Below are 26,628 nucleotides of genomic sequence, written 5' to 3'. Positions count from 1 at the left end.
TGGGAATGGCCCGGACTACTTCCGCTGCGCTCCACTTCCGCGCTCCCAGTGGCAAACGAAACACCCCGGAAGGACGAGCCTTCCGGGGTGTTGGGAAAGAGAAGGAGCCGTGAGGCCGGGCTGAAAATCGAATCAGCGGCGGCGACGGGCGAGGAGTCCGGTCAGGCCGAGCATTCCGAGGAGGGCGGAGGAGGCTTCGGGGACGACCTGGACGATCTGGATGCCATTCAGGGCGGAGTAGTCGGTGGATCCGCCGGTGGCGTCGGGGGCGAAGTCAGTGGCGACGTTCACGCCGGCGACGACGTTTTGCCAGATGAAGAAGATCCGGCCCGAGTTATCGGCGGTGGCAGTGAGCTTCACGTACTCGACGCCTTCGGTGAAGACGCCGTTGCTCGGGCTCCAGCCGGTTTGTTCGGGCGTGCCGGTGACCGTACCGGCGGAGTCGGTGATGGCGAAGAGGCCGTTTTGGCCGGAATTGATGTTGCCGCCCGCGCCGTAGAGTTCGCCCTGGCAGTAGAAGTAGATGTCGTAGACGGCTCCGATGATGAGGCCGTCGAAGAGGCCATTGGCGGTGGCCACCGCGCCCGTGTCGACTCCGGCGGCGTCGAGCTGGATGAAATCGCCCATCAAGTTCGTGTAGGCACCCGCGGTTCCCAGCTCCTGCATGCCGACGCTGCGCTCGTGGCCGATGCCGGCGAGCCCCAAGGTGGTGGTGATGTGCACGTCCACGGTGGTGGACAGACCGGCGGAGTCCAGAATGGGACTGTTGATGCCGGAAGCGCTGGAAACGTTGGTGCTGCTGGTGCGGCGAACACTATTCCAATGCGTATTCGATGCCGAATCCGGCGCGGCGCCGAGACCTTCATAGGTGTCGGTGGCGACGTTTGAATTGTCGTCGCCGGGGAGACGTAGGTTGAAGTCGAAATTGACGACTGCGGCCATGGCAGGTCCGCTCAACCAGGCAAGGGTGGTGCCGGCTAGAAAGGGGAGGGGTTTCATGGGAAACTCGGGGTGGAACAGGCGTCCGGTTTCTAGCGTTTGAAGCTAACAGAAGCAAGGTCCAAATCCGAGGTAAATAGTCAGGAAATCCGTAATATCAGAGAGTTGCACAGCTGCGCAGAGCTTGCCGGGAGCTGTCCGGCGGATCACCAAGAGCGGTCAGGCCGGCGGCGGCGCAGGAGCGCGGCCATGCCGAGCATTCCGATCAAAGCGGAGGAAGGCTCGGGAACCAGAACCAGCTGGACGCCATTCAGGGCGCCGTAGCGGGAGGCGGTGTTGCTGGGTGGGGTATTCCCGTTTGTCACGAGATCTGTGGCGGCATTGGGCGTGGAGCCGGTGGCCACGACGTTGGAAAAGGAGAAATTGATGACGCCGCCCAATCCTCCGCCATCAGTCGCGACGGCGGTGAATTTCACATACTCGATGCCTTCGACCAAGAAGCCGTCACCGCCAGCCACACCGTCCCACGAGGTTTGCTTGGAGGTGCCGTTGACAGTGAAGAGGGTATTTTGGCCGCGGAGCAGGCTGCTGGAGCCCGTGGTGAAATGTTCTCCCTGCCCGTAGAAGTAGAGATCATAGCTGGCTCCGACCACCAGGCCGGAGAAGTTGCCGGTGGCGGTGGCGACGACGCCCGAGCTCACGCCGTCCACCCGGACGTAGTCACGCATGAGGCCAGTGAAGCCGCCCTGGCGCTCCATCTGGCCAGCGGGGTTCTGGGCGCCCTCGCCATTGAGCGTATCGAGGCCGCCGAGGCTGAAATCGACCAAGGTCGCCGCGCCGGTGGAGTCGACCAGATCATTGGCCGTGAGCGAGCCAGAGGAGCCATTGTACTGGATGGCATTCCAGACTTGGTTTCCGGCCAGATCCGGAGCGGCACCGAGACCGGTGTAGCCGGAGCTGGTGGCGGTAGTCATGTCGACGTTCACCACTGCGGCGGTGCCGATGCTCGAAGCGACGATGACTGGCAGTGCAAAAGTGACGTAATTCATTTAACGGCGGCGACCGGAAAAGTCGGGGGCGCATAACTTGTCTCCATCTCACTTGCAAGATCTTAACACAGGTGCCCATGGGGGCCTTGCCGCCGTTAGATTGGAGTCGCGATGATCGGGAAAGTGACTTTCCGTATCGCTTAAACAAAGCGCGCCAAAATCGATGATTGGACGCCGTCTTGCGGGTGCCGATTTCAGGGGGTGGCGAGGCGGTAGTAGGCCTTGCCGGTGGGCGGGGTTGGGTCGGTGAATTGGACCTGTCCGTTGGAGCCGGAGGTGAGCGTCTGGAGGGTGGTCCACGAGGTGAGATTGGTGGAGCGCTCGAAGCGGTAGCTGGTGGCGGGCGCGCCGGTGAAGGTCATGCGGATCTGGTTTCCGGTGATGCGCTGGAGGACGGGCGGGGCGAAGCCGGCGATGCCATCGTTCCCGATGACCTGCATGGTCACGGTGCCGGTGGTGGAGCCGCCGCGGCCGTCCTGGACGGTGAGCGAGAAGGTGTCGGTGCCGGCGAAGCTACTCGCGGGAGTATAGGTGAGGCTGTCGCCGCCGAGAGTGATGGAGCCACTGCGGGTGGAGGTGGTGCTGGCGCCGGAGACGGTGACCGGGTCGCCATCGGGATCCGAGGAGCCGGCGAGGAGCAGGGTGAAGGGGATGAGGATCGGCTCGTTTTGGCCGGTGGAGAAGCTGGTGCCGGGGTAGGTCGGGGCGGTGTTGCTGGTTCCGCCGCCTGCGGTGGTGGTTACCAAGGAAGGGCGTGCGGCGGTGGTGGCGTTTTCCTTCGAGGCGAAGGAGACGTCCTTGGTGGAGGAGTCGGCCTCGAGGATGAAGCTGTAGATTCCCGGGCCGGTGACGAGGGAGGCGACGTTGAAGTCGATCACCCTGCCGTCCGTGATGTCACCGGTGAAGGTGGCGAGCTGGGTGCCCTTGGCGGGTTGGTTGGTGCTGGAGACGTTGGTTTCCGTCCAGTTGTTAGAAGTGGCGGCGTAGAGGCGCAGGGTCATCGAGCCGGATGAGGTGTCGTCGCCTTCGGTGAGTTTCACCACGGCGGCCGATGGTGCAGAGCCGAGGGTGGTGAGGTCGAACTGGAGGAAGGTGATGCGGGTCCGGGTGGTGGACTTTTCGAGGCGGAGCTGGGTGTTGTTGTTGTTGGCTCCGCCCTCGGTGTAGGCGTCGTGGACCGGCGTGAAGGTGCGCTGGGTGGTGCCGCCGGTGGGCGGGGAGATGGTCACAGTCACGTCGTCGGAGGCGCTGAGCGAGCCATCGGATCCTGAGAGGCGGAGGACGTAGGTGCCCGTGGCGGTGAAGGTGGCCGTGGTGGTAGCGGTGGTGGTGCTGGAGAAGCCGACGACGGCGGGGCCGGAGACTTGTGACCAGGTGCGGGTGAGTGATGAGCCGGTCGGCAGGCCATCGTCGGTGGCGGTGCCGGTGAGGCTGACGGCTACTGAGCTGCTGCTGAGGGTGGTGGACTTGTCAGAGCCAGCATTGACGACCGGGTATTGATTGGTTGCCGATGCTGAGATGGTTACCGTCACGTCATCCGAGGCGCTGAGCGTTCCGTCCGACGCGGAGAAGCGCAGGACATAGGTGCCCGCGGTGCTGAAGGTCGCCGTGGTGGAGGCGGTGGTGGTGCTGGAGAAGCTGACGACGGCGGGGCCGGAGACTTGGGACCAAGTGCGAGTGAGCACGGAGTTTTCCGGCAGGCCGTCATCGGTGGCGGTGCCGGTGAGGCTGACGGCTACCGAGCTACTGCTGAGGGTGGCGGAGGTGTCGGCGCCGGCGTTGGCGACAGGTGATTGATTAGAAGCGCCTCCGCTGCCGCTGGTGGATTGGACGAGCGCGACCCAATCCTGGGTGGTGTTATTCGGTGGAGCTCCGAGGGAAACGGTGCCGCCGCCGGTGACGGCCAGGCCATTGATCAGGGCTCCGCCATTGCGCGGATCGAACCACTTCACGGTGAAGCCGCCGGTGGTGCCGGTGAGATTCAGCGTGTGGGTGCCGCCATTGGGAAGCTGGACGAGGTAGGTGCTGCCGGTTTTCGCGAGGCAGCGGTTGGCGTTGTTGCCATTGCCGCTGACCAGCGAGTTGCGGTTGGTCATGTCGGCAAAGGGCACATTGTTGGCGGAGAGGAACTGCAGGGTGTAGCGGCAGTAGTCCCAGAAAGAATCGCGGCTGCGGAAGTCCTGGCAGGTGAGGTCGGAGTTCGACAGTGCGTAACCGAAGTACCACTCGCAGCCAGCGCCGCCTGCCATGATGTTGCCCCACAGCGCGTTCTTCCGCGCATCGGTGTGGCTGGTGCCGGGATCGCTATCAGGGCGAAGCGCGAACGACGAGTCGCCGGGCTCGTCGCAAGCCACCACCCAGGGGCGGTCGGCATTGTCGGACCGGTCGATGTAGTCCTTGGTCATCGCGAACATGTCGGTGAAGTCCGGCTCATTCAACTGAAGCGAAAAGCCGGTGAGCTTCGAGGCATCGCCCAGCAGGTCGCGGTGCAGCTCGAAGGTGGAATTGTGGATGACGATCGGGTGCTTGTAGGGATCGGCGTCGTAGAAGTACTGCGCCCACGATTGCTTCTGCGAGGTGGAGGCAGAATCAATCTCCTCGCCGAGGTTCCAGTTCAGTGCGAGGTTGTGGCCGAAGCGGGCGATGAGCTCGCGGTAGTAGAGCTTGCGCTGGTTGCCGAGGTCGCCGCCATCGAGCATCAGCTCGTTCTCGGTTTCCAGGGTCTTGAAATTGAGGTGCATGCCCTTGCGGGTGCCGTGCTCGAAGATCATCTCCCACTGGTCGAGCTTCGAGACGTCGAATCTACTGCGTTCGGCGTAGGTCGTGTAGGGGAAGACGTTCTTGTCATCGCCCTCGATGTTCAGGGTGAGGAAGGAGAAGGCATTGAGGCCTTCGGAGGCGAGGTAGTTGATCGCGCCGATCAGGCCCTTGCCCTTGGTGCTTTGCCAGACTGGATCGCCGGCTTGCCAGTCGGAGGCATGGGCGGACCAGTTCTTCAGGTAGTTGTCGCCGAAACCATCGGTTTTGAAGTCGCCGTCGAAGTCGGAGTAGGCGAGGAAGTTCTCCGGGGCATCGGTGCCTTCCTTCATGAAATACTGGCCGGTTTCGGCGAAGCGCAGGTGATGCTTGCCGACGTATTCGAGGCGGCCCTTGCCGCGGAAGTCGATGCCGGTCTTGTCGGTGGCGGCGATGTTGAAGGTGCCGGTGTCGGCATCGAAGTATCCGGCGCTGGTGCCCGCGCTGGTCGAGGTGGCGATATTGCTGCCAGAGCGGAAGGCCGCGCTGTAGCTCCACGCGCCGGTTTCATCCGGAGCGAAATGGACGCGCCAGACATTGCCGGCCGTGGCGGAGGTGTTCGCGGCATTGCCATCCGCGGCGAAGTAGCCGGGCACCACGTAGCTCTTGCCGCTGGCGACGTGCGTGAAGGTGACGTTCAGGCGGTAGTCGGTGAAGGGGTTCGGCGTGGCTTCTTCATTGGTGGTGGGGCCGGTGAAGCTGAAGGTGACCTTGTGCCACTTCTTGAGCTCGCCGGTGATCAAGGCGCTGCCGCTGCCGGCGGGCAGCACGTTCAAGAGCACGTCATCGGTGGCCGTTTTGTTGGAATTGTCGGTGACGGTGAGGCGGAAGAGGTAGCTGCCCTGAGACAGTCCGGAGGCAGTGAGGTTTGCGGTCGTTTTGTTAGAAAGGGTGGCGGTATTCGGGCCGGAGACCTGTGACCAGGAATAGCTGGAGATGGTGCCGTCGGTGTCGGTGCCGGAGCCATTGAAGATGACCGAGGAGGTGGGCAGCACGATAGCCTTGTCCTCACCCGCGTTGGCGACGGGGTCGCCGGTGAGCTGGCTATTGATTACGGTGAAGGTGACCGTCTTCGGTGTGCCGGTGGTGCCGGTGGCACCTGAGCCGGTGTAGGGCGTGGCGGTGACGGTGAGGGTGCCGAGTGGTGGCGTCCATGGCCAGTAGTCGGTGATCGCATCGCCGCCCATCGCGTAGGGCGGATTGGTTTGGGTGGCGTAGTCGGCCACATCGTTCAGGCTGAAGCGCACCGAGCCGACGGGGTAGGGCGAGGTGTCGGCGCGGATGTTCAGGTTCGCGCCGACGACGGCGAGGTCGATGGTGGCACCATTGATGAGCGGGCCGATCTCGCTGTCGGTATCGGCATCGATCAGCATCAGCGTGGTGACCGATTGGCCGCTGCCACCGGAGGCGGCGGAAACGGTCACGGTCGCGTCATCACTCGCGGTGAGGGCGCTATTGTCGGTGACGGTGAGGCGGAAAACGTAGGGGCCTTGGACGAGGTTGGAGGCGGTAAGGTTTGCGGTGGCTGCGCCGGACAGTGTGGCGGTCGAAGGGCCGGAAACCTGGGTCCATGCGTAAGCGCTGATCGAGCCGCCGGCGTCGGTGCCAGAGCCATTGATGACGACCGAATTGGTCGGTAGGGTGATTGCCTTGTCGGCTCCCGCATTCGCCACCGGCACGCCGGCTGCTGCATTCACGACGACGCTGACATCATCGTAGCCGGTCAGGCTGCTATTGTCGGTGACGGTGAGGCGGAAGACGTAGGTGCCCTGAGCCAAGGCGGAGGCGGTGAGGTTCGCGGTGGTGTTTCCGGAGAGCGTGGCTGTGGAAGGACCGGACACCTGGGTCCATGCGTAGGCGCTGATCGAGCCGCCGGTATCGGTATCCGTGCCGGTGCCATTGATGACGACCGAGTTGGTTGGCAGCGTGATCGACTTGTCGGTGCCGGCGTTCGCGGTGGGAGATCCGCCGGGCGGCGTGTTGATGACGGTGAAGTTCACCGTCATGGGCGTGCCTGCGGTGCCACCGGCGCTGGCCGCGGTGTAGGGCGTGGCGATCAGGGTGTGGCCGCCAAGCGATGGCGTCCATGGCAGGTAGTCATCGCCCGGACCATCTCCGCCGAGGGTGTAGGGCGCGCTGCTCTGGGTCATCGAGTCGGCCGCGCCGTCGAGGCTGAAGCGCACCGAGCCTACGATGGAGGGGCTGGTGACTGCGCGCACATTGAGGTTCGCGCCGGTGAGCGCGAGATTGATGGTCATGCCGCTGGTGATCGGGCCGATGTCGTGATCGGTGTCGGCATTGACGAGCATCAGTGTGGAGACCGCTTGGCCGGTGCCGCTGCTGACGGTGGTGGATGACTCGGGAAGCGATGCGGACTTGGCGCTGGCGGTGGCGATCGTCGACTTTCGGAAGACGATGCGGTCGAAGTTGTATTTGATCGAGCGGCCGGAAATCGTGAGCGTGTAGGTGCCGCCGGAGGTGAAGTTGTAAACGGGCCAGCGCTTGTTATCGGTGCCGCCGGCGTCGAGTTGATCGGACCAGCCCCAGGTGGTGGTGCCCGCGCCGTAGAGCTTGGTATTGCTCGTCAGCAGGCTGAGCGGTGCATCCATCAGGTGCGCGTTGCCAGCGTTCGGGCCTGCGCCGTAGCTATCGCCGGTGACCTTGATGTAGCAGTCGTTGTTCTTGTCCGAAGTCGCGCCATCGAGGCGGGCGCGGGCGCGGATATGGATGTAATAGTAGCCGCCTTCGTTGATGCGGAACTTGTAGGTCAGCGGTGCCGCGGCGGGTCCGCCATTGGAGGAGTTTCCTTGGAACTCGAGGTGTGCGTCATTGGTCGCACCGGTGACGAAGTTCGTTTCGCCCGGCTCATAAAGTTCCCAGCGATTGCTGCCGCTGCCGAGCGAGGAGGGCGTACGCTCCGCTTCCATCACGAGGATGCCACCGGACTCCTGATATATATCCGTGGAGCTGACAGGTGTGACGGCGTGGACTGCGGGGGTGAGGAAGAGGCTGGCGAGAAGAGCTCGAAGCGGCGACATGAGCTAGGTGGCTTTTGGGAATGTTCCGGGAGTGGATGGCGATTCGAGGAGTCAGGAAATTCGCGGCGAAAAAGGCCGGGAAACGGGGGAATCCGGCAGCGTTCGCATGATTGCACCACCTGCGAAATGGGGGATTTCCCGCAGTAAGCGTGTGTGCAAGATAAGGGTTTCCTTAATATCCGAAATCGTGCATTCCGCGAGGAAAAAACACTAACAATCTGCCCACGATGCGCCGGGAAGCCGCTTGGATGCTGGGTTTTAGCGGCGTGTTGTTGTTGTTGTCCTGAAGATAAATCCAGCGCTGAGAGGGCGGGATTTAGTCGATCCGTGGAGACAACTTTGGGGAGAGTTGATCTCAAGATCTGGCAGTCGGGGACCACTCGGCCGGCCTTGAGACCGGCGCTCCCGGGAGGCTTGCGCAGGCTACGGCGCGACGATGCGGTAGAAGGCGGCCTTTGTGGGAGCTGCGGTATCGAGGTAGTCGATCTCGCCGCTCAGGTCGGTTGCGAGCGTGGTCCAGGTCGCCAAGTCGGTGGAGCGCTCAAGCGTGTAGTTTGCTCCCGGTGCGCCGAAGTAGCGGAAGCGCATCACGCCCTCGCCCACTCGTAGCAAGCCGGGGGATGATGTCGGCGGCGGGATGCTGCCGGCTTCGGCCACTTGCACGGTGATCGTCGCCGTAGTGAAGCCGCCACGGCCATCGCCCACCGTGAGCACGAATGAATCCGGACCGAAGTAGTCGATCGAGGGCGCATAGGTCAGATGGCCCGCTTCCATCACGACTTGCCCGCCTTGTGATGACGAGCCATTGGTCATGACCGGCGAGACCGGATCGCCGTCGGGGTCGGAAGCACTGGCGAGGATCGCGCCGTAGGGAAGCGACAGAGGCTCATTGACCGAGGTGATGAAGGCGTAGCCGTTGTAGACCGGCGGGAGATTGCCCTCTGTGGGCAGCGAGATGGTCACGGTGATCTCGTCATGCGCGTCGAGGTCGCTGTCATTCGCCGCGAGGCTCAGGACATAGGTGCCGCCCGTAGTAAAGGTGATCTGGGTGGCTGCGGCGTTAGGCTGGGCAAAGGTGACGGGCGCGGGGCCGGAAACCATAGTCCACGCCACTGCAAGCTCGGCGGGATCCGGCAAGCCATCGTCCGAAACCACGCCCTCCAGTGGGAAGGATACCGTTTCGCCGGTGAGAAAGGCCTGGCGATCGGCGCCTGCGGTGACTGTGGGGGCGCGATTGGTGGCGCTGGCACCGCTGGTGGATTTCACCAGCACGATCCAGTCTTCAGTGGGGCTCGCGGGCGGGCTGCCGAGGCTGACGATGCCGCCGCCTTCGAGATCGGCGGCGGGGATTGCGGTGCCGCCATTGCGAGGATCGAACCACTTCACCGTGAAGCTGCCGGTGGTGCCGGTGAGGTCCAGTGTGTGGGTGCCGCCGGAGCGGAGCTGGATCAAGTAGGTGTCGCCGATCTTGGCGAGACAGCGGTTGCCATTGTCGCCATAGCCGCTGACGAGCTCGTTCTGATTCGACATCAGCTCGAAGGCGAAGGTGTTCTCCTTGAAGAAGGTCAGTGCGTGACGGCAGTAGTCCCAGAAGGCATCCCGGCTTCGGAAGTCCTGACAGGTCATGTCCGAGTTCGGATAATTCGAGCCGAAGTAGAATTCACAGCCTGCTCCACCGGCCATGATGGTGGCCCAGAGCGCGTCGCGCCGCGCATCGGTGTGGCTGGTGCCGGGGTCGCTGTCGGGGCGCAGGCTGGCGCTGGCGTTGCCCGGTTCATCACAGCCTACCACCCATGCCTTGCCATACTGATCCGAGCGGCGGACGTAGCGGAGAATGTTCGTGAAGGTGTCGCTGAAATTCGCCTCATTGAGCTGCAGCGACATGCCGGTGAGCGCGAACTGCGGGCCCATCAGGTCGAAGTGCTGGTCACCATTGTGAATGACGATGGGGTGGTGATACGGGTCGTTGTCGTGGAAGAACTGGGCCCACGCCGCCTTCTGGGCGGTGGTGGCGTTGTTGATCTCCTCGCCGAGGTTCCAGTTCAGCGCCAAGTGATGGCTGAAGCGGGCGATGAGCTCGCGATAGTAGAGCTTCCGCTGCGGGCCGAGATTGCCGTTGTCCAGCAGCAGTTCGTTCTCGGTCTCCTGAGTCTTGAAGTGGAGATAAAAGCCTTTGCGCGTGGCGTGCTCGAAGATCGTCTCCCACTGGTCCAACCGCGAGACATCGAGCCTACTACGTTCGCCGTAGGTGGTGTAGGGGAAGACGTTCTTGTCATCCCCGTTGATGTTCATGGTGAGGAAGGAAACGGAGTTCAGTCCTTCCGACGCGAGGTAGTTCAGCGCGCCGATCAGGCCCTTGCCCTTGTCGCCCTGCCAGGTGGGATCGCCGGGCTGCCAATCGGCCACGTGGGGTGCCCAGGTCTTCACGAGCTCGTCCTTCTGGCCATCCGTTTTGAAATCCCCGTCGAAGTCGGCGTAGGAGAGCAGGTTCTCCGGCGAATCGACGCCTGCCTTCATGAAATACTCGCCGGTGCCGGCGAAGCGCAGGTGATGGCGGCCGACGTAATCGAGCCGTCCTTTCCCGCGGAAGTCGCGGCCGGTCTTGTCGCTCGGCGCGATGGTGAAGGAGCCTTGGAGGCCATCAAAGTAGCCGGCACTGGCGCCCGGTGCGGGACCATCGGCCGTGGCCACATTGGTGCCGCTGCGGAAGGAGATCGAGTAGGTCCAATCGCCGACGCGTTCCGGTGCGAAATGGACGCGCCAGACATTGCCGGAGCTGGCGGAGCTGTCCGCGGCGCCGCCGTCTGCGGCGAAGAAGCCCGGCACCAGCAGCGTGGCGCCGCTGGCCGGATGGGTGAAGGTCACGTCCATCCGGTAGTCGGTGAAGGGATTCGGCGTGGCTGATTCGCTGGTGGCCGGGCCGGCGAAATCGAAGGTGAGGGTGTGCCAGCGCTTCATCTCGCCCTCCACCGGTAAGGCAGCGCCCTGCTGCGCCCGGACCATCTGGCCGACGCCGGAGCACAGCAATAGCGCGAAAGCCAACGGCGCGAACCGTCGGGATGGGAGGTGGAAACTCATGGCGACTGAGAATCCGGCTGCGGGAAGCGTGCCGGAATGAACTCCACGGAAAGAAATCCCCGTGGTTTCAAGAGTCGCGGAGCATCGGCGGGATGAATGGCCTTTCAAGCAGCATCGTGCGAAAAGTCATAAGGCAATCGCAGCGAGGGTGGATCGGGCGGTTTGCAATGGCCGCCGGAGATATCTTTGATTTTCAGATCATCACCTCGGCGAGGCGCCCTAGTCGAGATCATCAATGGCGTGCCGCTGGTGGCAGACCCGGCATTCGAAGACCATCTCGTAAGGCTCGTTCCGCGTCACGTACTCGGCGGGCTGGTTGCAGTGAACCCACCAACCAATCGGATTGAAGGTCGGGAAGCCAATGGTTCGGGAAAACACCTCCCGATATGCCTCCGGCGGCATCTTCACCTCGTTCTGGTCATCGTCGCAGAAGTAGGCATCGAAAAATTCGGCATCGAACTTGTCTGCCGCAGAGCCGTCCGCGATGCACCAGGGGCAAAGATTCTGAACGGATTCCTCAGCGTAAACGACTCCGTCGTAAAGAAGCCCCGGAGCCTTGCCACAACACTCGCATGCCGCGTCGCTGGACCGGATCGAACCTGAAGATTCGGGATCACGATGATAGGGGAAGTGCGGTAGAGAGGTCATTTTTCCACCGAGTTTGTGTAGGATCGCAGTTGTCTTGTCCAACACGGATCCGATTTTGCCCGGCGTTCAGCTTTGCACGCGATGTTTTTGCCGCTCGCCGTGGCGGGGGGGAACGGTTAGACGAGCGGCATCATGGAATGGACCGCTCCCCCGTCCGGTCGTGCGCGGCTGCTTGCCTTCGATGGCGGTGGCATCCGCGGGTTGTTTTCGTTGGAGATCGCGCGGCGGATGGAGGCGCTGCTGCGGGAGAGGCATGGCCGGCCGGATCTGGTGCTGGCGGATCATTTTCACTACATGGGCGGGACCAGCACGGGGGCGATCATTGCGACCTTCCTGTCGTGGGGCTTGCCGGTGGATGAGGTGATCCGGCTGTATCGCGAGAATGCGAAGGTGATGTTCACCAAGGCCAGCTTGGGCAGTCTCTACAAGCATCGCTTCGCCGGGCAGCCGATCTCGGATTTCCTGAAGCACTTCTTCGTCGAAAGTGATGGCACGCCCGCGACGCTGGGCACGCGGAAGCTTCGCACGCTGTTGCTGGTGGTGACGCGCAATGCTTCGACCGGTTCGCCGTGGCCGATGTCGAACAACCCGCGTGCGCTCTACAACGACCGCGCGCAGCCGGGCTGCAATCTGGACCTGCCGCTGTGGCAGATCGTGCGCGCCAGCACGGCGGCGCCGACTTTCTTCCCGCCGGAGGTGATCGAGATCGTGGACCAGCATAGCGGGGAGACGAAGCGGCAGGTCTTCGCCTTCGAGGATGGAGGCGTGACGCCCTTCAATAATCCCGCGTATCTGCTCTACACGATGGCGACGCTGCCGGAGTACCGGCTCAATTGGCCGGATGGGAAGGATCGCCTGAGCCTTGTTTCCATCGGCACCGGCCGGGTGAAGACCGGACGTGGTTCGCGGATCGACGAGAATCTGTTAGGCCAGGCGAAGTCGATCCCGACGGCACTGATCGGCTCGGCGCAGTGGATGCAGGACATGCTGTGCCGCCAGCATGGCGAGTGCCGCCATGGCGAGCCGCTCGACAGTGAGATCGGCGACTTGATCCGCGAGAACCCGCGCGCGGCATTTCTCTATGCGCGCTATGACCGGAGCATCGGCGACGCGGACATGGAAGCGGCGATGAAGGTGAGCAAGAAGGGCTTCACTCTGGACAACATCGAGCTGATGGACTTCCTCGGCGAGATGGGACGGGGGTATGCGGAGCAATCGGTGAAGCTGGAGCACTTTGATTGAGATGGGAGATCGTAGATCGCAGATGGTAGATGATGGAGCCGCTTTTCGGCGGGTGTGGATCATTGGCTTCGCGGGGCACCGGCGGATTGTGGATCCGGTGGCAGTGAAGGCGGCGATCGTGACGGCGTTGAAGGAGTTCCGTGATGACTTGGATGGTGTTGTCACCGGACGCTCAAGTGCGGCGGCTGGGGCGGATTTGATCTTCCTGGAAGTGTGCCGTGAGCTTGGGCTGGCCTACAGTGTGGTGCTGCCGTTTCCGGAGGAGCGCTTTCGCGAGGACTTCGAGGATGAGGTGGAGTGGGCCAAGGCGAAGGCGATCATCGATGGCGCGGCGAACGTGGAGATCGCGCCGGGCAATGAAGTGGCGCCCGAGGCGTATCACCTCGCGGCGCGTGAGATCCTGGATGTGTGCGATGCGATGCTTTTCCTGTGGGACGGGCAAGCGGCTCGCGGCATCGGGGGCACGGCGGAAAGCGTGACCGAATCGCGCGAGCGTGGCGTGCCGTACCGGATCATCGACGCCGAAACGGCGCGGATGGGGGCACTGGAGAGTCGTGTGCCTCTGCCGTGGAGTGATGAGGTCATAGAGAAGTTGCCCGCGGCGCCGGGGATCGAGCGTTTGTTCGCGGAGCTGGATCGTCGTGCGGTGCGTGGTGCGCCGCGGTCACGCTGGTTTGCGGCGGGATCAATCACACTGAACCAATGCGCGACGGTGATTGCCGGGGTGCTGGCGGTCTTTGGTCCCGGGGCGGATCTGGCGGCGGTGGTGAAATTCGGGATCGTGGTCTTGGCCGCGTGTCTGCCGTGGGTGGGGGCGCGGCTGCGGATCAATAACCAGTGGGTGGATGATCGGCTGCGCGCGGAGTTGCTGAGGTCGCTGATGGCATCGCATGCATTCGCGCCGCCGCTGCGGCCGTTCGCGGCGGAGTTGTTTCACGATGATGCCGCCTTCCTGCGCAGCGCGGCGTGGCAGATGATCGGCGAGCGGGAGCCGTGGCAAACGGAGCGCGACCACTATCTGAAGCAGCGGCTGGATGGGCAGATCGGCTACCTTGACGCGAAGGGAGAGTTGGCAGCGCGGCGGCTGAGGGTTTTCCAGACCGCATTCCGCATCGCTTCGACGGGTGCGATGCTGTTCGGGGCGGCGGCGATTTTCAGAGGTGTCTTCAAGTGGCAGGTGCCTGCTGCGGTGGATCGAGTTCTGTTGTCTTTCCTGCCGGTGGTGCTGCCGGCGATCGCGGCATGGTGCCTAGCGATGGTCCCGCTGTTCGAGCACAAGCGGCGGGCGGGGCTTTACCGGCAGATGGTGGAACGATTGAAAGAGAAGCGCGCCGAGTTGGCGGAGGCGAAGTGTTTCACCACGGCGGCTCGTGTGGTCGCGTCGAGCGAGCGGCTACTGCTGACGGAGCTGTGGGAATGGTCGGGGACGCGGGGGAGGAAGTGATCTTCCTCACGCGAAGACCGTGTCCCGTGATACGTGCGGTTTTCGCGTGGCTTTTTTTTCGCACCATTGCGTGAAGCGCTTGGCGATGACGGCGGCGAGGCCTTCGTGGGTGAAGCCGTCGGGATCGAGGATCAGCTCGGTTTGCGGGCAGCAGCGGTCGCAGTGCGAGAGCGAGACGCGGAAGACGTTGTCGAGGTCGGCGGTGGTCTCGATCGCCGTTTCGCCGGAAAGCACGGCTCCGCCGAAGGCTGCGATGTCACGCGTCATGGCCTCGTAGTCACAGCGGAACTCCGGCTTGTCCGGGGTCTCGCTCCTCGCGGCGGCGAGCACGGATTGACGCCAGAAGGGATCGCCGGCGAGCTGGCGGATTTCCTCGGCGTCGAAGGCGCGGAAGCGGCCCTGGATCGCGGGGTCGCGGCGGTTGAGATGCTCGCAGATTTGCCGGCCGAGCCGCGAGACGTCGCAGCCGCAGTTGGCACCGATGGCGAGTGAAAATCGGGGTGTGTGTTGCTTGAGCCAGTCGACCAAGCCGACCGCCCCCACGGTCGCAGAAGTAGTGGTTCTCATGGCGTCGTCTTCCTACTCCTTTAGACCGTCGAGTGCCACCGCGTGAGTGATCCGTTAGTGCGCATATCCTCTGATGAGGAATGGAGTGCCTGACGCGAGGGGTGAGGTGGAGGGAATCACTCGGGCGAGTGATTGAAAATCGGCTGTTTTCGGGTGGCGGGCGGGAAAGTGGCCGGAAACGGGCCGCAAAAAGGTCGTTCGGTTGCCAGCCGGGGGTCGGGCGTGACTCTGGTCCCAGTCCCCTGACCGCCCAAACGTCTTCACTGGCCCACCTGAAGACAAGGTCCGCGGGATTTCCTCAGACCCGACCCCAAGAACCCCGCGCCTTTTTCCAGCGCATGAATTCCGAACCCATGAAAGCCACCTCGTATCTCCAAACCCGCGCGAGCCTGCTGCGACTCGCTACCACTCTGGCCCTTTCCGGCGGCAGCGCCTTTGCCGTCAGCAACTCCTGGATTGCCGGGACCACCGGCAGCTACAGCACTCCGGCGAACTGGACCGGCGGCGTCAATGTGCCGAGCGGCGCGGCCGACAATGCCACCTCCGATGGCAGCGGCTCGGTGATCAATTTCAACGACACCATCACGCTCAATGCGCTCAACCTGAACCTGACCAGCGGCGCCACCACTTTCAATCAAAGCGGCGGCGCGCTCACGCTGAATTCGCTGGGCTTCGGCGGGGCGGGAGGTTCGCGCAATCCCACTTTCAATCTGAGTGGCGGGACGCTCGCGACGGCGGCCTTCCCGTGGGGCAATGGCACGAACGCTCGCTTCAATGTGACTGGTGGCGCGGCCACCTTCAGCGGTGCCAACATCACGATCGGGGTTGCGGGCGGTGCGAATGGAGCGATCACAGCCTCCTCTGGCAGCTTCAGTCACACCGGTACGGGGCAGGTCCAGCTCGGCACTGCCAGTGGTGGCACGGGCGGCATCCTGATGACCGGCGGGACCTTCAGCACGAATTCGCCGCAGTTCCGCATCGGCTCGCAGAATGGCGGCACGGGAAACATCACGCTGTCCGGTGATGCGATCCTGAATGCCAATGGCACCGGGACTGCCAACATCTACCTCGGCAACAACGGTGGCAGCGGCAACCTCACCCTGAGCGACACGGCTCAATTCAACGCCGCCACGTATGCCCTGTCGGCCGGGCAATTCGGCAACACGGCGAACAACAAGGGCACGGTGACGATTTCCGGCACCGCCACCTTGAAGGCGGATCACATCACCCTCGGTGGTGAGAATGCGGGGAGCACGATCGTTGGCATCGTGAATCTCAATGGTGGAACGATAGCAACCGGCTCGATTCGCCTCGGTTCCAGTTCGGTGGCGGCAAGCGCGACTGCGAATGTGATCCACGCCAATGGCGGAACGGTGAAAGCCGTGGCCCACGCGAATAGCGCGAACTTCTTCCAAGGGGCTTTCGTCGACCTTCAGGCGGGTGGCTTGAAATTCGACACCGATGGCAACACCGCGACGATCACCAATGTGATGTCCGGCAGCGGTGGCCTGGAGAAGCTGGGCGAAGGCACGCTGGTGCTCACGGGCGTCTGCACCTATTCCGGGAATACCACCGTCACGGCGGGCGTGCTGACCTTCAACACGGCTTTCCTCAATGACGACAGCACGCTGACGATCGGTGCGAATGGTTTGGTCGATCTGTCGCACGGGATCGAGGACATCGTGCATGAGCTCAAGATCGGCAATTCGGTCAAGACGTCAGGGACCTGGGGTTCATCGTCTTCCAATGCGCAGAATATCGATGACGTTCACTTCACCGGCACCGGCGTCATCCGCGTGGGTCCGCCGCCGGTGGCCCGCAATCTCACGTGGACCGGAGCCGAGAGCCCGTTCTGGGGGAATGCCGCGCCGGATCTCAATTTCAAGGACGCGTCGAACACGACCGTGGCTTTTGCCGGGGGCGACAATGTTGCCTTCGGGGACGCGAGTACGGTGACCACCGTACTTCTCACCGGGAATATCCAGGCCGGCACCGTGTCGTTTGCGGGGACGCAGGATTGGCTCATCGATGGCTCGGGCTCGGGCTTTGCCGGCGGCACCGGCTTCGCGGTGAATGGCACGGGCACCGTGACCCTTGGCGGTGCGACGAGTTCCTTCACCGGTCCGATCGCCGTGAATTCCGGGGTGCTGAAGATGGGGGACACTGCCTCGTTTGGCGCCAGCTCCGGCATCACGGTCGCCGCAGGTGCCCAAGTGGACCTCAATGGCAAGGGCCCGGGTGCCCTTCACTCCTACACGCTGGCTGGCAGCGGGCCGGGCGGCGCGGGAGCGATCGTCAATTCCTCGGTGACCGGGTTGTTCGCCACCACCAGCGTGAAGAACCTGACGCTTACAGGGGATGCCGCCATCGGCAGCAATGCCGGCCGTTTCGATATCGCCCCGGGTGGGACGATCACCGGCAATGGACACACGCTGACCAAGACCGGCTCGTGCGACATGGGCTTCCGCGGGGATGCCAGCGGCACTTCCATCCACTACGTGATCAACTCGGGCACTGTCTGGGCGGAGAACACGGCGAATGCGTGGGGCGGTGCGACTGGCACCGTGGTCGTGAAGAGTGGTGCGCGCGTTGGCACCTATGGCGCGCTTTCCATCCCGACTCCGGTCACGGTGGAAAGCGGCGGTACGCTCCACAACCAGGGTAATGGCACTGGAACGTGGACCGGGGCGATAGCCCTTCAAGGCAATGTCAGCCTTGATGCTGCCGGCGGAGCGATGGTGTTCAGCGGCCCGATCACTGGCGCTGCAAATGTCACGAAGGTCTTCGGCAATGACATCACACTGAATGCCGCGGCCACGCCCGGGAATGTCGGCTACACCGGTAATACCACCGTCAATGGTGGGCGTCTCATTGTCGCGGCTCCGTTCTTCGCGGATGACAGCGATGTGACCGTGGCCGCCGGGGCACTGCTCCGGCTCACGCATGGTGCGCAGGATACCATCGACACGCTCACGCTTGCGGGTGTCCAGGTGGCGGCCGGCGTGTGGGGTGCGGTGGGTTCCGGCGCGGCTCATGAGAGCGACCGGCTGGAGGGCACGGGGACCTTGCTGGTTGTTACCGGAGGTGCGGTGAATCCTTACGACGCTTGGTCGTCGCAGATCGCGAATCCCGATGATCGCGAACGTACGGACGATCCCGATCACGATGGCTTCACCAATGAAGTCGAATACCTCTTCGGCACGTCGCCGGTGAGCAATGATGGTTCGCTGGTGCAGGCGGTTGCCAGTGGATCGAACCTCATCGTCCGCTGGAAGCAGCGGAACAGCGGTGCGAGCTATCAGCTTCAGGAGAGCACCACGATGACCGAGGTGACTTGGCCTGTGAGTGGCGTCACGCCTGCGGCCGCTGTTGATCAGAGCGGAGTGCCAGTGGACTACACGCGCATGGAAGCGACGGTGCCGGTTGCCGGGGCGAGGAAGTTCGTCCGGGTGAGTGGCACGGAGAACTGAGTTTTTCTGGGTAATAATTGGGTTATATGGCACCGGCCACAGGGCCGGTGCTTCTTTGCCTTACGGCATCGAGATCCGGTAGCTCTCGCCCTTCGTGGTGGGAAAGCAGAATACGCCGTCCTTGGCATTGAGCTCAGCGGCTTTGCCGTCGCCGCGGGTGAGCGTGATCTTTGCGGGGTTGCCGGGGAGGCGAAGCACCAGCTCGTTTCCTAACAGGGACTTCAGGGTCGATTCGGTGAGCTTGCCATCTTTCCACGAGGCATCCACCTCGAAGCCGCCGCGGGCGCGCAGGCCCTTGTAGGAACCGGTGGGCCAACCTTTTGGGAGGGTTGGCAGGATCGCGACTTCGCCGGCGTGGGATTGCACGAGCATCTCGCAGATGCCGACGGTGATGCCGAGGTTGCCATCGATCTGGAAGGGCGGGTGAGTGGTGAAGAGGTTATCGAGTGTGTTGTGAGTGAGCAGGCCGCGGATCATTGACTGCGCCTTGTCGCCTTCACCGAGGCGGGCCCACAGGGCGGTGCGCCATGCCCAGGTCCACGAGCGGCGCGAATCGCCGGAGGTGCCGCGTTTCTCCAGCGATACTGCGGCGGCCTTCGCGAGTTCCGGGGTGCGGCTGACGCTGATCTGGTTGCCGGGATAGACGGCGTAGAGGTGGGAGGTGTGGCGGTGGCCGCTTTTTTCAAGATCCGGCCGCTCGGTGGTCCACTCCATGAGCTGGCCCCATGAACCGATCTGTGGGCCTAACAGTTTCTCCTTCGCCGCGGCGATCTTCTTGGTCAGCGCATCGTCGATCTTGAGTTCCTTTGCGGCGTCGAGCGTGAAGGTGAAGAGATCCCACACGATCTCCTGGTCGTGAGCCACGCCATCTTCGCGTGGACCGTGCTCGGGCGACCAGCCTTTCGGAACCACGAGCTTGCCGTCTTTCTCCACCAGATGATCGAGCCAGAATTCCGAGACGTCCTTGAAGATGGGCCAGGCTTTTTCCCTGAGGAACTCCGCATCGCCGGTGAAGGCGTAGTGTTCCCAGAAATGCCGCGCGAGCCACGCGGACGATGGCAGGTTCCACTCCCAGCCATTGCCGCCGAAGGGATTCACCGAGGTGCGCATGGTCCAGCCCGGGGTCTTTTCGCCGAAGTCCTTCACGGTGGCAGCACGGCTGCCGGGGATGGAGGCGATTACCCAGTCGTGCAGCGGCTTCGCGCACTCGGCGAGGTTTGCCGGCTCGGCCTGCCAGTAGTTCATCTGGATGTTGATGTTGGTGTGGTAGTCGGCGAACCACGCGGGCTTGTTGCTGTCGTTCCACAGGCCTTGTAAATTGGCTGGCAGCGAATTCCGGGAGGAGGAGAGCAGCAGGTAGCGGCCATACTGGAACATCAGCGCTTCGAGTGCCGGGTCCTCGGCGCCTTTCTTGTAGGCTTGGAGGCGGGACTTGATATCGCCTTCCTTGGGCGTGCCGAGGTCGAAGGTGACGCGGCCCATGAGCTTTTGGAACTCGGTGACGTGGCGGCTATGGAGGTCGTCGTACTTGTGGGAGAGTGCGGCTTTCGACTTGGCGGCGGTCGTCTCCGCTGGATCGGCACCGAAGCGGAATTTCTTCGCGGGGTCCATCGCGTAGTCGGTGCCAGCGGAGAGGATCAAGGTGAGCGTGCCGGTGTCACGGAAGGTGAGCGAGTCTTCCTTCGAAGCCAGCGCACCACCATCGGTGGTCGCCGCGGCGCGGGCGGCATAGCGGAGCTTGTTAGAAAGCTGGCCGGTGAAAGTGAGCGCGCTGGCATTCGCGCTGGTGGTGTCGCCGTGAGCACCCGCGAGCCGGACCTTGCCGCTCAGCTTCCCGGTCGAACGGAAGTTCACCACGATCACATCGTCTGCGTGGCTGGCGAAGGTTTCGCGGGTGATGGTGGCGTCGCCCGATTTCCAGGTGACGGTGTGAATGCCGGTCGAGAGATCGAGCGAGCGCGAGTAGTTCTCCGGCGTGACGGGTGGGTTGCCGAGGGTGATTTCGGCGAGTTGGAAATGGCTGACGCCGGGGTTCGGCGGGAATGTCAGGCGGTAGTGCTTGAGCGGTGCCCGCTTGCCACCTGCTGGAAGCATGAAGGTCTTGGTTTCGCCACGATTCGCGAAGGGCTTCTGGTCCTTCATCTCGTGAAGCAGGCTCCATGACTTGCCATCGGCCGAGCCTTCCAGCCGCCATTGTTGTGGATCGCGTTCCGGCACGTCATTGCCAGAGGTGAAGGCGTAGGTGCCGATCACCTCGGGATCCGGTAGCTCGATCTGCCAGACCACGTCCTTGCCCTTCGGCTCGACACACCACTTGGTGGAAGCGTTGCCATCGGCAGCCGCCGCGGCGTTCTCGTTCGAATGATAGGGGACATGACCACTGGTGCAGGTGCCGGGCGGATGATTGCCGCCAGCGCCATCGAGCTCGATGAACAGATCGCCGAAATTCTGGTAGCAACCGAAGTCATTCACATCGTAGCCGCCGGACGGATTGTCGCCGCCGGTCCAGAGAGTGATGTCGTTGAACTGGATGCGCTCCTTGTTCGTGCCGCCGAAGATCATCGCGCCGATGCGGCCATTGCCGACCGGTTGGGCACTGCTTTCCCAGCCGGACGAGGTGGCGGTGCTCGCATCGCTCATCGATGCCTCGCCGCCGCCCGAGCCCATGCCTGCGGGAGGTCGGTCGTAGCGGATTTCCAAGGGTCCCGCCGAGGCGGCGGTGACCAGCACGAGAGAAAGAAGAGGCTTCATGGAGAGCGGGGTGCGGTTCCGATCTATGTCTTCGAATGCGGGCTTTTCGAGGAAAAGCCGCCGCGTTCACCGTGGAAAGCATGACGCCATGGAGAAATCTGTCTTGCTGAACCCCACCGCGTGCGGATGACCTGTGCCGACCCATGAGTTTGCCTCCGCCCCACGCCCCTCAAACCCGGTACGCGGGACGTCTCGTGGCGGTGCTATTCCTGTTAGCCGGATGGCTTCAGCCGCTGGCGGCGCACGTGGTGAAGCAGCTCTATGGAGAGTTTCACAATACGGGAGAGACGTGGGAGCTGGAGATCCTCTTCGATGCCGGCTATGCGGACCCGGTGCTTCGCCGTGATGCCGGGGCACCGCAGCCTACCCGGGATTGGCTGGTGGCATTGCCAGCCGCGGAGCAGACGCGCCTGACCGCGGAAGCGAAGCGCTACCTGGAGGAGTCGCTCACCCTTCGCTCGGGCGGGGCTAAGATCGAATGGCAAGCAAGCTTCCCTGACTTCGATTCGACCCCGCCGGATTTCCCCTCGCTGCTGAATGACGGCGCCTACTTTCACGTGCGGCTCCGGCCGCTGGCGAGCACGCCGGGCAAAGTCACGATCGCGATGGCTGGAGGAGATCATCCGGATCTGGTGGTGAAGTTTCCGGGCGCAGGTGATGCGACCTACCTGACCGTCGCGCCGGGAGGAGAGGTCGTATTGAAGGAGGGCACCGGCGAGAAGGTCGCCGAAGGCCATTCACCGGTGGTGGTCGCCTTCGAGCAAGGCGTGGTGCACGTGGTGCCGCGTGGCTTCGATCACATCCTCTTCGTGCTCGGGATCTTCTTGCTCAGGCGGCGTTGGAAGCCGTTACTCGCGCAATCGCTCGCGTTCACCGCCGCGCACACGATCACGCTCGGCCTGGCGGCGGCCGGCCATGTGACGGTATCGACGAAGATCGTGGAGCCGCTGATAGCCCTGAGCATCGCCGCTCTGGCGGTGGAGAACCTGTTCATCCGCGAGGCCAGGCCGTGGCGCTTGTGGATCGTATTCGCGTTCGGACTGGTCCACGGGCTTGGCTTCGCTGGCACGCTTTCGACGTGGATTCGCCCCGGCGAAGGATTTTTCCTCACGCTGGTGTCGGCCAATCTGGGCGTGGAAGCCGGGCAGGCGATCGTGCTTGCCGCTGCCTGGCTGCTAACGACCGGCTGGCATGAGAGCCGCGCGTGGCCGCACTTCCGTCGCTGGGCCTGCGTGGCGCTCGCGTTGACGGGCCTGATCTGGTTCGTCGAGCGGGTCGTCTGAGCGTGCCTCGTCGCGGTCGCCCACTATGACTTGCTGAACTTGATGTCGACGCCCTTGCGCTTCCACGCCTTGGCGATGGCTTCTTCCATTTGCTCGTAGCTACGACCGTCCATCAGGACCTTCAGCGCGTCCTCGCGCGTCTTGCCGGCGCGGAGGGCCTTCAGGAATTCCTTCACGCGCTTCGCATCGCCATCGCCATCAAGGTGCAGGAAGTAGGTGGTGAGCACCAAGCCGAAGCCGTAGTTGAAGTTGGGATTGGTACCCGTGAACTGCTCGTAGCTCATCAGGCAGAAATCCTTGAAGGCAGGAGCCTTGATCTCGGTGCCGAGTGCGCGACCGTGGGTGTCCTTCTTCCCGTAGGCGGTGGCGTAGGCGACGATGTCGTCGAAGTTCGACTTCACCTTGAAGGACCCCGCGCGATAGGGCGTGGCGGTCGTGTATTCAGCGAGTCCCTCGCTGAACCAGCCCATCGCTCCCGGTGCATAGTATTCTTCCGGAGTCAGCTGGTGGGTGATTTCGTGGATGAGGGTGCCGCTCTCCTGGCTGTGATCCAGCATGTAGCCGCTGCCGACCGGGCGGACGCCGAGGCTGGTCAGGGGAACCATCACCACATTCCGGCCGCTGACGAAAACACCGGAGCTGCTCGGAGGGCCACCCGCCTGAACGTAGCTGTCCTTCGTCTCGAAAAGAAGGATCTGGTATTTCCCGTCCGTCATCTTACCACCGGAAATCCCCAGCGGGAGGGCGCGGCAGTACTGGTAGGTCGACTCGAACATCACCGCGAAGCCCTTCACCACCTGCTGGGACAGCCGCACATCGCAAACAAATCGATAGTGCGCGCTCTCATAGACGAAGCGCTTCTTGTCCTTGTCCTCCGAAACGACCTGGATCTGAGGATCTTCCGAGAAGCGGATCGTCTGCGGCCACGGTGCGTCGAAATTGAGTTCATCGCCTTCTTTTCCTGCTGCCTTGGGATCGACCTTGCCGCCCTTGGCTGAAGCTTCCTTCACGAATGCCTGGTCCTCTGCCGAAAGCTTGGCCAGAGGCAGGGTGACATCCTTGCCGGCGGCGAGCTTCAGGGTCACCTCCGTATCGGTCGACGAGACGAGATCGGCTTCGATCTTCCGCCCCTGAACATCCGTCCACGTGCGGGCATCCAGCGACGCAAGGAAAGCGAGGGTGGCGACGAAGGGCGTGAAGTTGCGCAGGGTTGCTTTCAAGGGAGGTGAAAGGCGGTTGGGTTCCAGACTAATAACAATCGAAGCCGGGGAGCGATTCCTTTCCGAAAAACGCTGGCCCTTCAAGGAAAACACTGTGAATTTCATACAACTGCAGCCGGTGCCGTGATGTATTAAACGCCGCGAAAATGAGTGGTTGCGACATGTGGAATCCAGCTGTCCCCCGGCGGAAACCGGTGATGTCCCATGGGAAAATGAGACTTGAAGCGATCTCCAGCGCGGTAAATGGAGGGTCGCGCCATGAGCCAGCCCACGCCACGGTCACTCCACGACCTCGGTTTTTCCGAGATCGAGGCGGAGCTGCGCGCGTCCGGAGTGAACCCGCACCACGCCAAGGCGCTGTGGCGGGCGGTGCAGCGGGAGAATGAGCTGGATCTTGCGTCGCGCGACTTCTCGCCGCCGCTGAAGGAGTGGGTGGAAGCACATATCGGGGAGGGGAAGAGCTTCTTTCTGGATGCCCCGGTGGTGGTGGATGAGACGCATAGCTCGGACGGGCTGACGCGGAAGTTCCTGCTCCAGCATCGCGATGGGCAGACGACCGAAACGGTGCTGATGGGCTATGATGGCCGATACACGGCCTGCATCAGCAGCCAGGCCGGCTGTGCGATGGGTTGTGTCTTCTGTGCCACCGGGCAGATGGGATTCGTGCGTCATCTGCGGCCCGGGGAAATTGTCGCGCAGGTGCTGCATGCGCGCCGCGTGCTCGCCGCGACCCATCCGGACCGCCGCTTGCGGAACCTAGTCTTCATGGGGATGGGCGAGCCGCTGCACAACTACGACGCGGTCATCAAGGCGCTCGGCATCATCTCCACTGTCCGTGGCATCAGCATCGGGCCGGCGCACATTTCGATTAGTACGGTGGGCGTCGTACCAGGGATCCTGCGGCTGGCCGAGGAAAGGCAACCGTACCGGCTCGCGGTGAGCCTGCATGGCTCGACGGAGGAAGAGCGCTCGGCGCTGGTGCCCGTGAGCAAGAAGTGGCCGCTGGCCGAGCTCATCGACACCTGTCGCAAGTACGGCGAGGTGACGGGCAGGCGGATCTTCTTCGGCTGGACGCTTATCGCCGGCAAGAATGACTCGCCGGAAACGGCGCATCGCCTGGCGGAGCTATTGAAGGGCATCGATGCCCATGTGAACCTGATCCCGCTGAATCCGACGACTGGCTTCGAAGGCACAGCTGCGGCTGTGGAAGCGGGTCGTGCGTTCCAGAGGATTTTATTAGATGCTGGTTTCCCGTGCACCTTCCGGCAGCGCCGTGGGATTGATGTGGCCGCCGGTTGCGGTCAGCTGAAGGCGGAGAAGGTGAGGGCGTCGCGGTAAGGAGGCGGCCCTTGCAGCTCTGGCGTGTCCGGCTGAAGCCGGGACTACGTACAACTTGAGGCGGGGCCGCAGACTTTCTTCAGCGGCCGAGGGAGTTGGCGGCGGCGGTGAGCAGTTGGGTGGCCTGATTCCGCCACTTGATCGACAGCTCGGCTTCCTTGCGGTTGACGTAGGAGAATTCCACGGGCCTGAAGTCCGAGGTGTCATTGGCGACGAGGTTCAGCAGGTCCCGGTAGAAGCCGGCGAACTTCTTCTTCAGATCGCGTTCGGACGAGCGGAGCTGCTTCTCGGAGAGCTGCTTGTTCATCTGGACCAGACGTTGCACGGGGGCGAGGTCCCTGTGCTGCAGGAAGATCGACATGATGGTCTGCCCCTTGCCGCCGCCGATTTGCATGTCCAGCCGCAGTCCATTCTGGCCCGGCTCGAGCGCGGCCATAGCGAAGACCAGCTGGGTGCGGGAATCGAAGGTGGCGATCCGGCGGGTTTCCGTGCGCAGACTTTCCAGGGAGGCTTCACGCCAAGGGATCTCGCCGTCGATGCGTGTGGCGAAGCGGCGGACCTTTGAGAAGTCGGTGTCCGCCGACAGACGTCCGACCGTCCGACTTCGGCGCGGCAGACGACACCGACGACTTCGCCGGTTTCCGAGAGCATCACGGGCCCGCCGCTATTGCCAGCGATGACCGAGGAGGTGACTTCGATCTCTTTGGGTCCGAGAGCGTTGATCCTGCCATTGAGCAGGGTGAGGACGTCCGAGCCGGCACTGTTTCCCACCGCGGTAATGTCCAGGCCGACCTTGGCTCCGCCCTGCTTCGCGAAGGTGAGGGCAAGTCCGGGCTTCACGCTGACTTCAATGCGCGCCAGATCGCGGTCGCTGGCGATCTCGCATTTTCCAAATTCGGTGAGGCGGGCGCCGTCGGAGTTTCTCACCGTAAGGCCGGTGCCCTGGGTGAGCACGTGGGCGGCGGTGTAGAGCCAGGTGGTGCCATCGCGAGTGGCGAGGAAGGCGCTGCCCTTGCTCTTCTCGTCCTCGACGAAGAGCACGCCGGGCAGCTTCGCGCGGACGACGGCCTGCTTGTCGTTCTTGTTGTCTCCCTTGGGAGGAGCGGCAGCGACGGCGGTTTCACCGGCGTCGCCCGGAGGCGGTGGCTCGGGCTTGCGCACGCCGAGGCGGAAACGCTCGACCCAGGTCGCCGGGGCGCTGTCCTCGTTCAAGGTGGAGACGCCTCCTTCGTGAGCGATGGAGACGCCTTCCTCGTCCACCTTGCGGATGACCACCTGGCGATAGACCTTGCCATTGGGGGCCGCGACTTGCTCGTGCTTCTCGCCGATCGCGCGGGCGCGGATCTTCGCGGTGATCTGGTCCTTCAGCTTCTCGTTTTCCTTGCGAAGTTCCTCCGCCTCGTCCTTCAGGGTCTCGTTCTCCTTGTGGGAATCCTTGAGCTGCTGAAGGGTGGCTTCGACTTTTTCGCTGCCTTTCTTGGCTTCCTGAACCTGCGCCTCAAGCTTGCCGACCTTGGACTTGAGATCCTCGATCTCGGTCTCCTTGTCGGAAAGCTTCAACTCTGCGGCTGCCACGTCTGCCCTGGTGGTCCTGTCGCAGGAGACGAGGCCGGTGCAGGCAAGGGCCGGTCCCGCGAGCCAGATGAATGGACGACTTGATATCATCGAGTCTCAGGAAACAGGGATCGAGGGGCACTCGCAAGCCTGCAATTGTCGCGGGATCGATTCGCGCTTTGCCCCGCAGCGCGATGAGGCATCGTCTCCG

General features: G+C 63.2%; 15 protein-coding genes. 5 read left to right on the top strand and 10 right to left on the bottom strand.

Annotation, left to right across the window (positions count from 1 at the left end; genetic code table 11):
• Window positions 1-132: 132 nt before the first annotated feature.
• The 5 genes from WKV53_RS10540 to WKV53_RS10520 form a co-directional block, all read right to left on the bottom strand.
• Window positions 133-999 (bottom strand): hypothetical protein, encoded by an 867-nt coding sequence (locus WKV53_RS10540; RefSeq protein WP_341404543.1) that lies wholly within the window; start codon window positions 997-999, stop codon window positions 133-135.
• Window positions 1,000-1,145: 146 nt separating this feature from the next.
• Window positions 1,146-1,988: a PEP-CTERM sorting domain-containing protein gene (locus WKV53_RS10535; RefSeq protein ID WP_341404542.1), complete on the bottom strand. Its 843-nt coding sequence runs from the start codon at window positions 1,986-1,988 to the stop codon at window positions 1,146-1,148.
• Window positions 1,989-2,182: 194 nt separating this feature from the next.
• On the bottom strand, window positions 2,183-7,822 hold the full coding sequence (locus tag WKV53_RS10530) for a PKD domain-containing protein (protein WP_341404541.1): 5,640 nt from the start codon (window positions 7,820-7,822) through the stop codon (window positions 2,183-2,185).
• Between the two features lie 423 nt (window positions 7,823-8,245).
• On the bottom strand, window positions 8,246-10,900 hold the full coding sequence (locus tag WKV53_RS10525; RefSeq protein WP_341404540.1) for a DUF5060 domain-containing protein: 2,655 nt from the start codon (window positions 10,898-10,900) through the stop codon (window positions 8,246-8,248).
• Window positions 10,901-11,119: 219 nt separating this feature from the next.
• Complete coding sequence (locus WKV53_RS10520; protein WP_341404539.1) at window positions 11,120-11,548, bottom strand: CbrC family protein; 429 nt, start codon at window positions 11,546-11,548, stop codon at window positions 11,120-11,122.
• Between the two features lie 132 nt (window positions 11,549-11,680).
• On the opposite strand from WKV53_RS10520, the gene WKV53_RS10515 reads away from it, so the two are divergent.
• Together WKV53_RS10515 and WKV53_RS10510 are read left to right on the top strand one after the other, a co-directional pair.
• Window positions 11,681-12,790 (top strand): patatin-like phospholipase family protein, encoded by a 1,110-nt coding sequence (locus WKV53_RS10515; protein ID WP_341404538.1) that lies wholly within the window; start codon window positions 11,681-11,683, stop codon window positions 12,788-12,790.
• A gap of 22 nt (window positions 12,791-12,812) precedes the next feature.
• Window positions 12,813-14,234, top strand: coding sequence for a hypothetical protein (locus WKV53_RS10510; protein WP_341404537.1), 1,422 nt, complete (start codon window positions 12,813-12,815; stop codon window positions 14,232-14,234).
• Window positions 14,235-14,240: 6 nt separating this feature from the next.
• Here the strand turns inward: WKV53_RS10510 and WKV53_RS10505 are convergent, their stop codons facing one another.
• Window positions 14,241-14,801, bottom strand: coding sequence for a hypothetical protein (locus WKV53_RS10505; protein WP_341404536.1), 561 nt, complete (start codon window positions 14,799-14,801; stop codon window positions 14,241-14,243).
• Between the two features lie 353 nt (window positions 14,802-15,154).
• Between WKV53_RS10505 and WKV53_RS10500 the strand changes: the two genes are divergently transcribed.
• Window positions 15,155-18,271 (top strand): beta strand repeat-containing protein, encoded by a 3,117-nt coding sequence (locus tag WKV53_RS10500; protein ID WP_341404535.1) that lies wholly within the window; start codon window positions 15,155-15,157, stop codon window positions 18,269-18,271.
• 60 nt (window positions 18,272-18,331) lie between these two features.
• Here WKV53_RS10500 and WKV53_RS10495 read toward each other — a convergent pair whose 3' ends face one another.
• Entirely contained in the window at window positions 18,332-21,022 is a 2,691-nt protein-coding gene (locus WKV53_RS10495) for a glycosyl hydrolase family 95 catalytic domain-containing protein (protein WP_341404534.1), read from the bottom strand.
• A 143-nt stretch (window positions 21,023-21,165) separates the two neighbouring features.
• Between WKV53_RS10495 and WKV53_RS10490 the strand changes: the two genes are divergently transcribed.
• The gene (locus WKV53_RS10490) at window positions 21,166-22,305 is read left to right on the top strand and encodes a HupE/UreJ family protein (protein ID WP_341404533.1); all 1,140 of its coding nucleotides are present in this window, start codon (window positions 21,166-21,168) and stop codon (window positions 22,303-22,305) included.
• Window positions 22,306-22,328: 23 nt separating this feature from the next.
• Here WKV53_RS10490 and WKV53_RS10485 read toward each other — a convergent pair whose 3' ends face one another.
• Window positions 22,329-23,525 (bottom strand): SHD1 domain-containing protein, encoded by a 1,197-nt coding sequence (locus tag WKV53_RS10485; protein WP_341404532.1) that lies wholly within the window; start codon window positions 23,523-23,525, stop codon window positions 22,329-22,331.
• 258 nt (window positions 23,526-23,783) lie between these two features.
• On the opposite strand from WKV53_RS10485, the gene rlmN reads away from it, so the two are divergent.
• Window positions 23,784-24,863, top strand: a complete 1,080-nt coding sequence (gene rlmN, locus WKV53_RS10480; RefSeq protein ID WP_341404531.1) for a dual-specificity RNA methyltransferase RlmN — start codon at window positions 23,784-23,786, stop codon at window positions 24,861-24,863.
• 79 nt (window positions 24,864-24,942) lie between these two features.
• On the opposite strand, the gene WKV53_RS10475 is transcribed toward rlmN, so the two are convergent.
• The gene (locus WKV53_RS10475; protein WP_341404530.1) at window positions 24,943-25,188 is read right to left on the bottom strand and encodes a hypothetical protein; all 246 of its coding nucleotides are present in this window, start codon (window positions 25,186-25,188) and stop codon (window positions 24,943-24,945) included.
• The gene (locus WKV53_RS10470) at window positions 25,167-26,528 is read right to left on the bottom strand and encodes a trypsin-like peptidase domain-containing protein (RefSeq protein ID WP_341404529.1); all 1,362 of its coding nucleotides are present in this window, start codon (window positions 26,526-26,528) and stop codon (window positions 25,167-25,169) included. The genes WKV53_RS10475 and WKV53_RS10470 overlap by 22 nt, the downstream gene beginning before the upstream one ends.
• Between the last annotated feature and the right edge of the window lie 100 nt (window positions 26,529-26,628).

The organism is Luteolibacter sp. Y139 (genome assembly GCF_038066715.1).
Classification (GTDB): Bacteria; Verrucomicrobiota; Verrucomicrobiia; order Verrucomicrobiales; family Akkermansiaceae; genus Haloferula; species Haloferula soli.
Note: the sequence above shows the minus strand (reverse complement) of the source record. Positions and strands in the feature narration are given on the sequence as shown.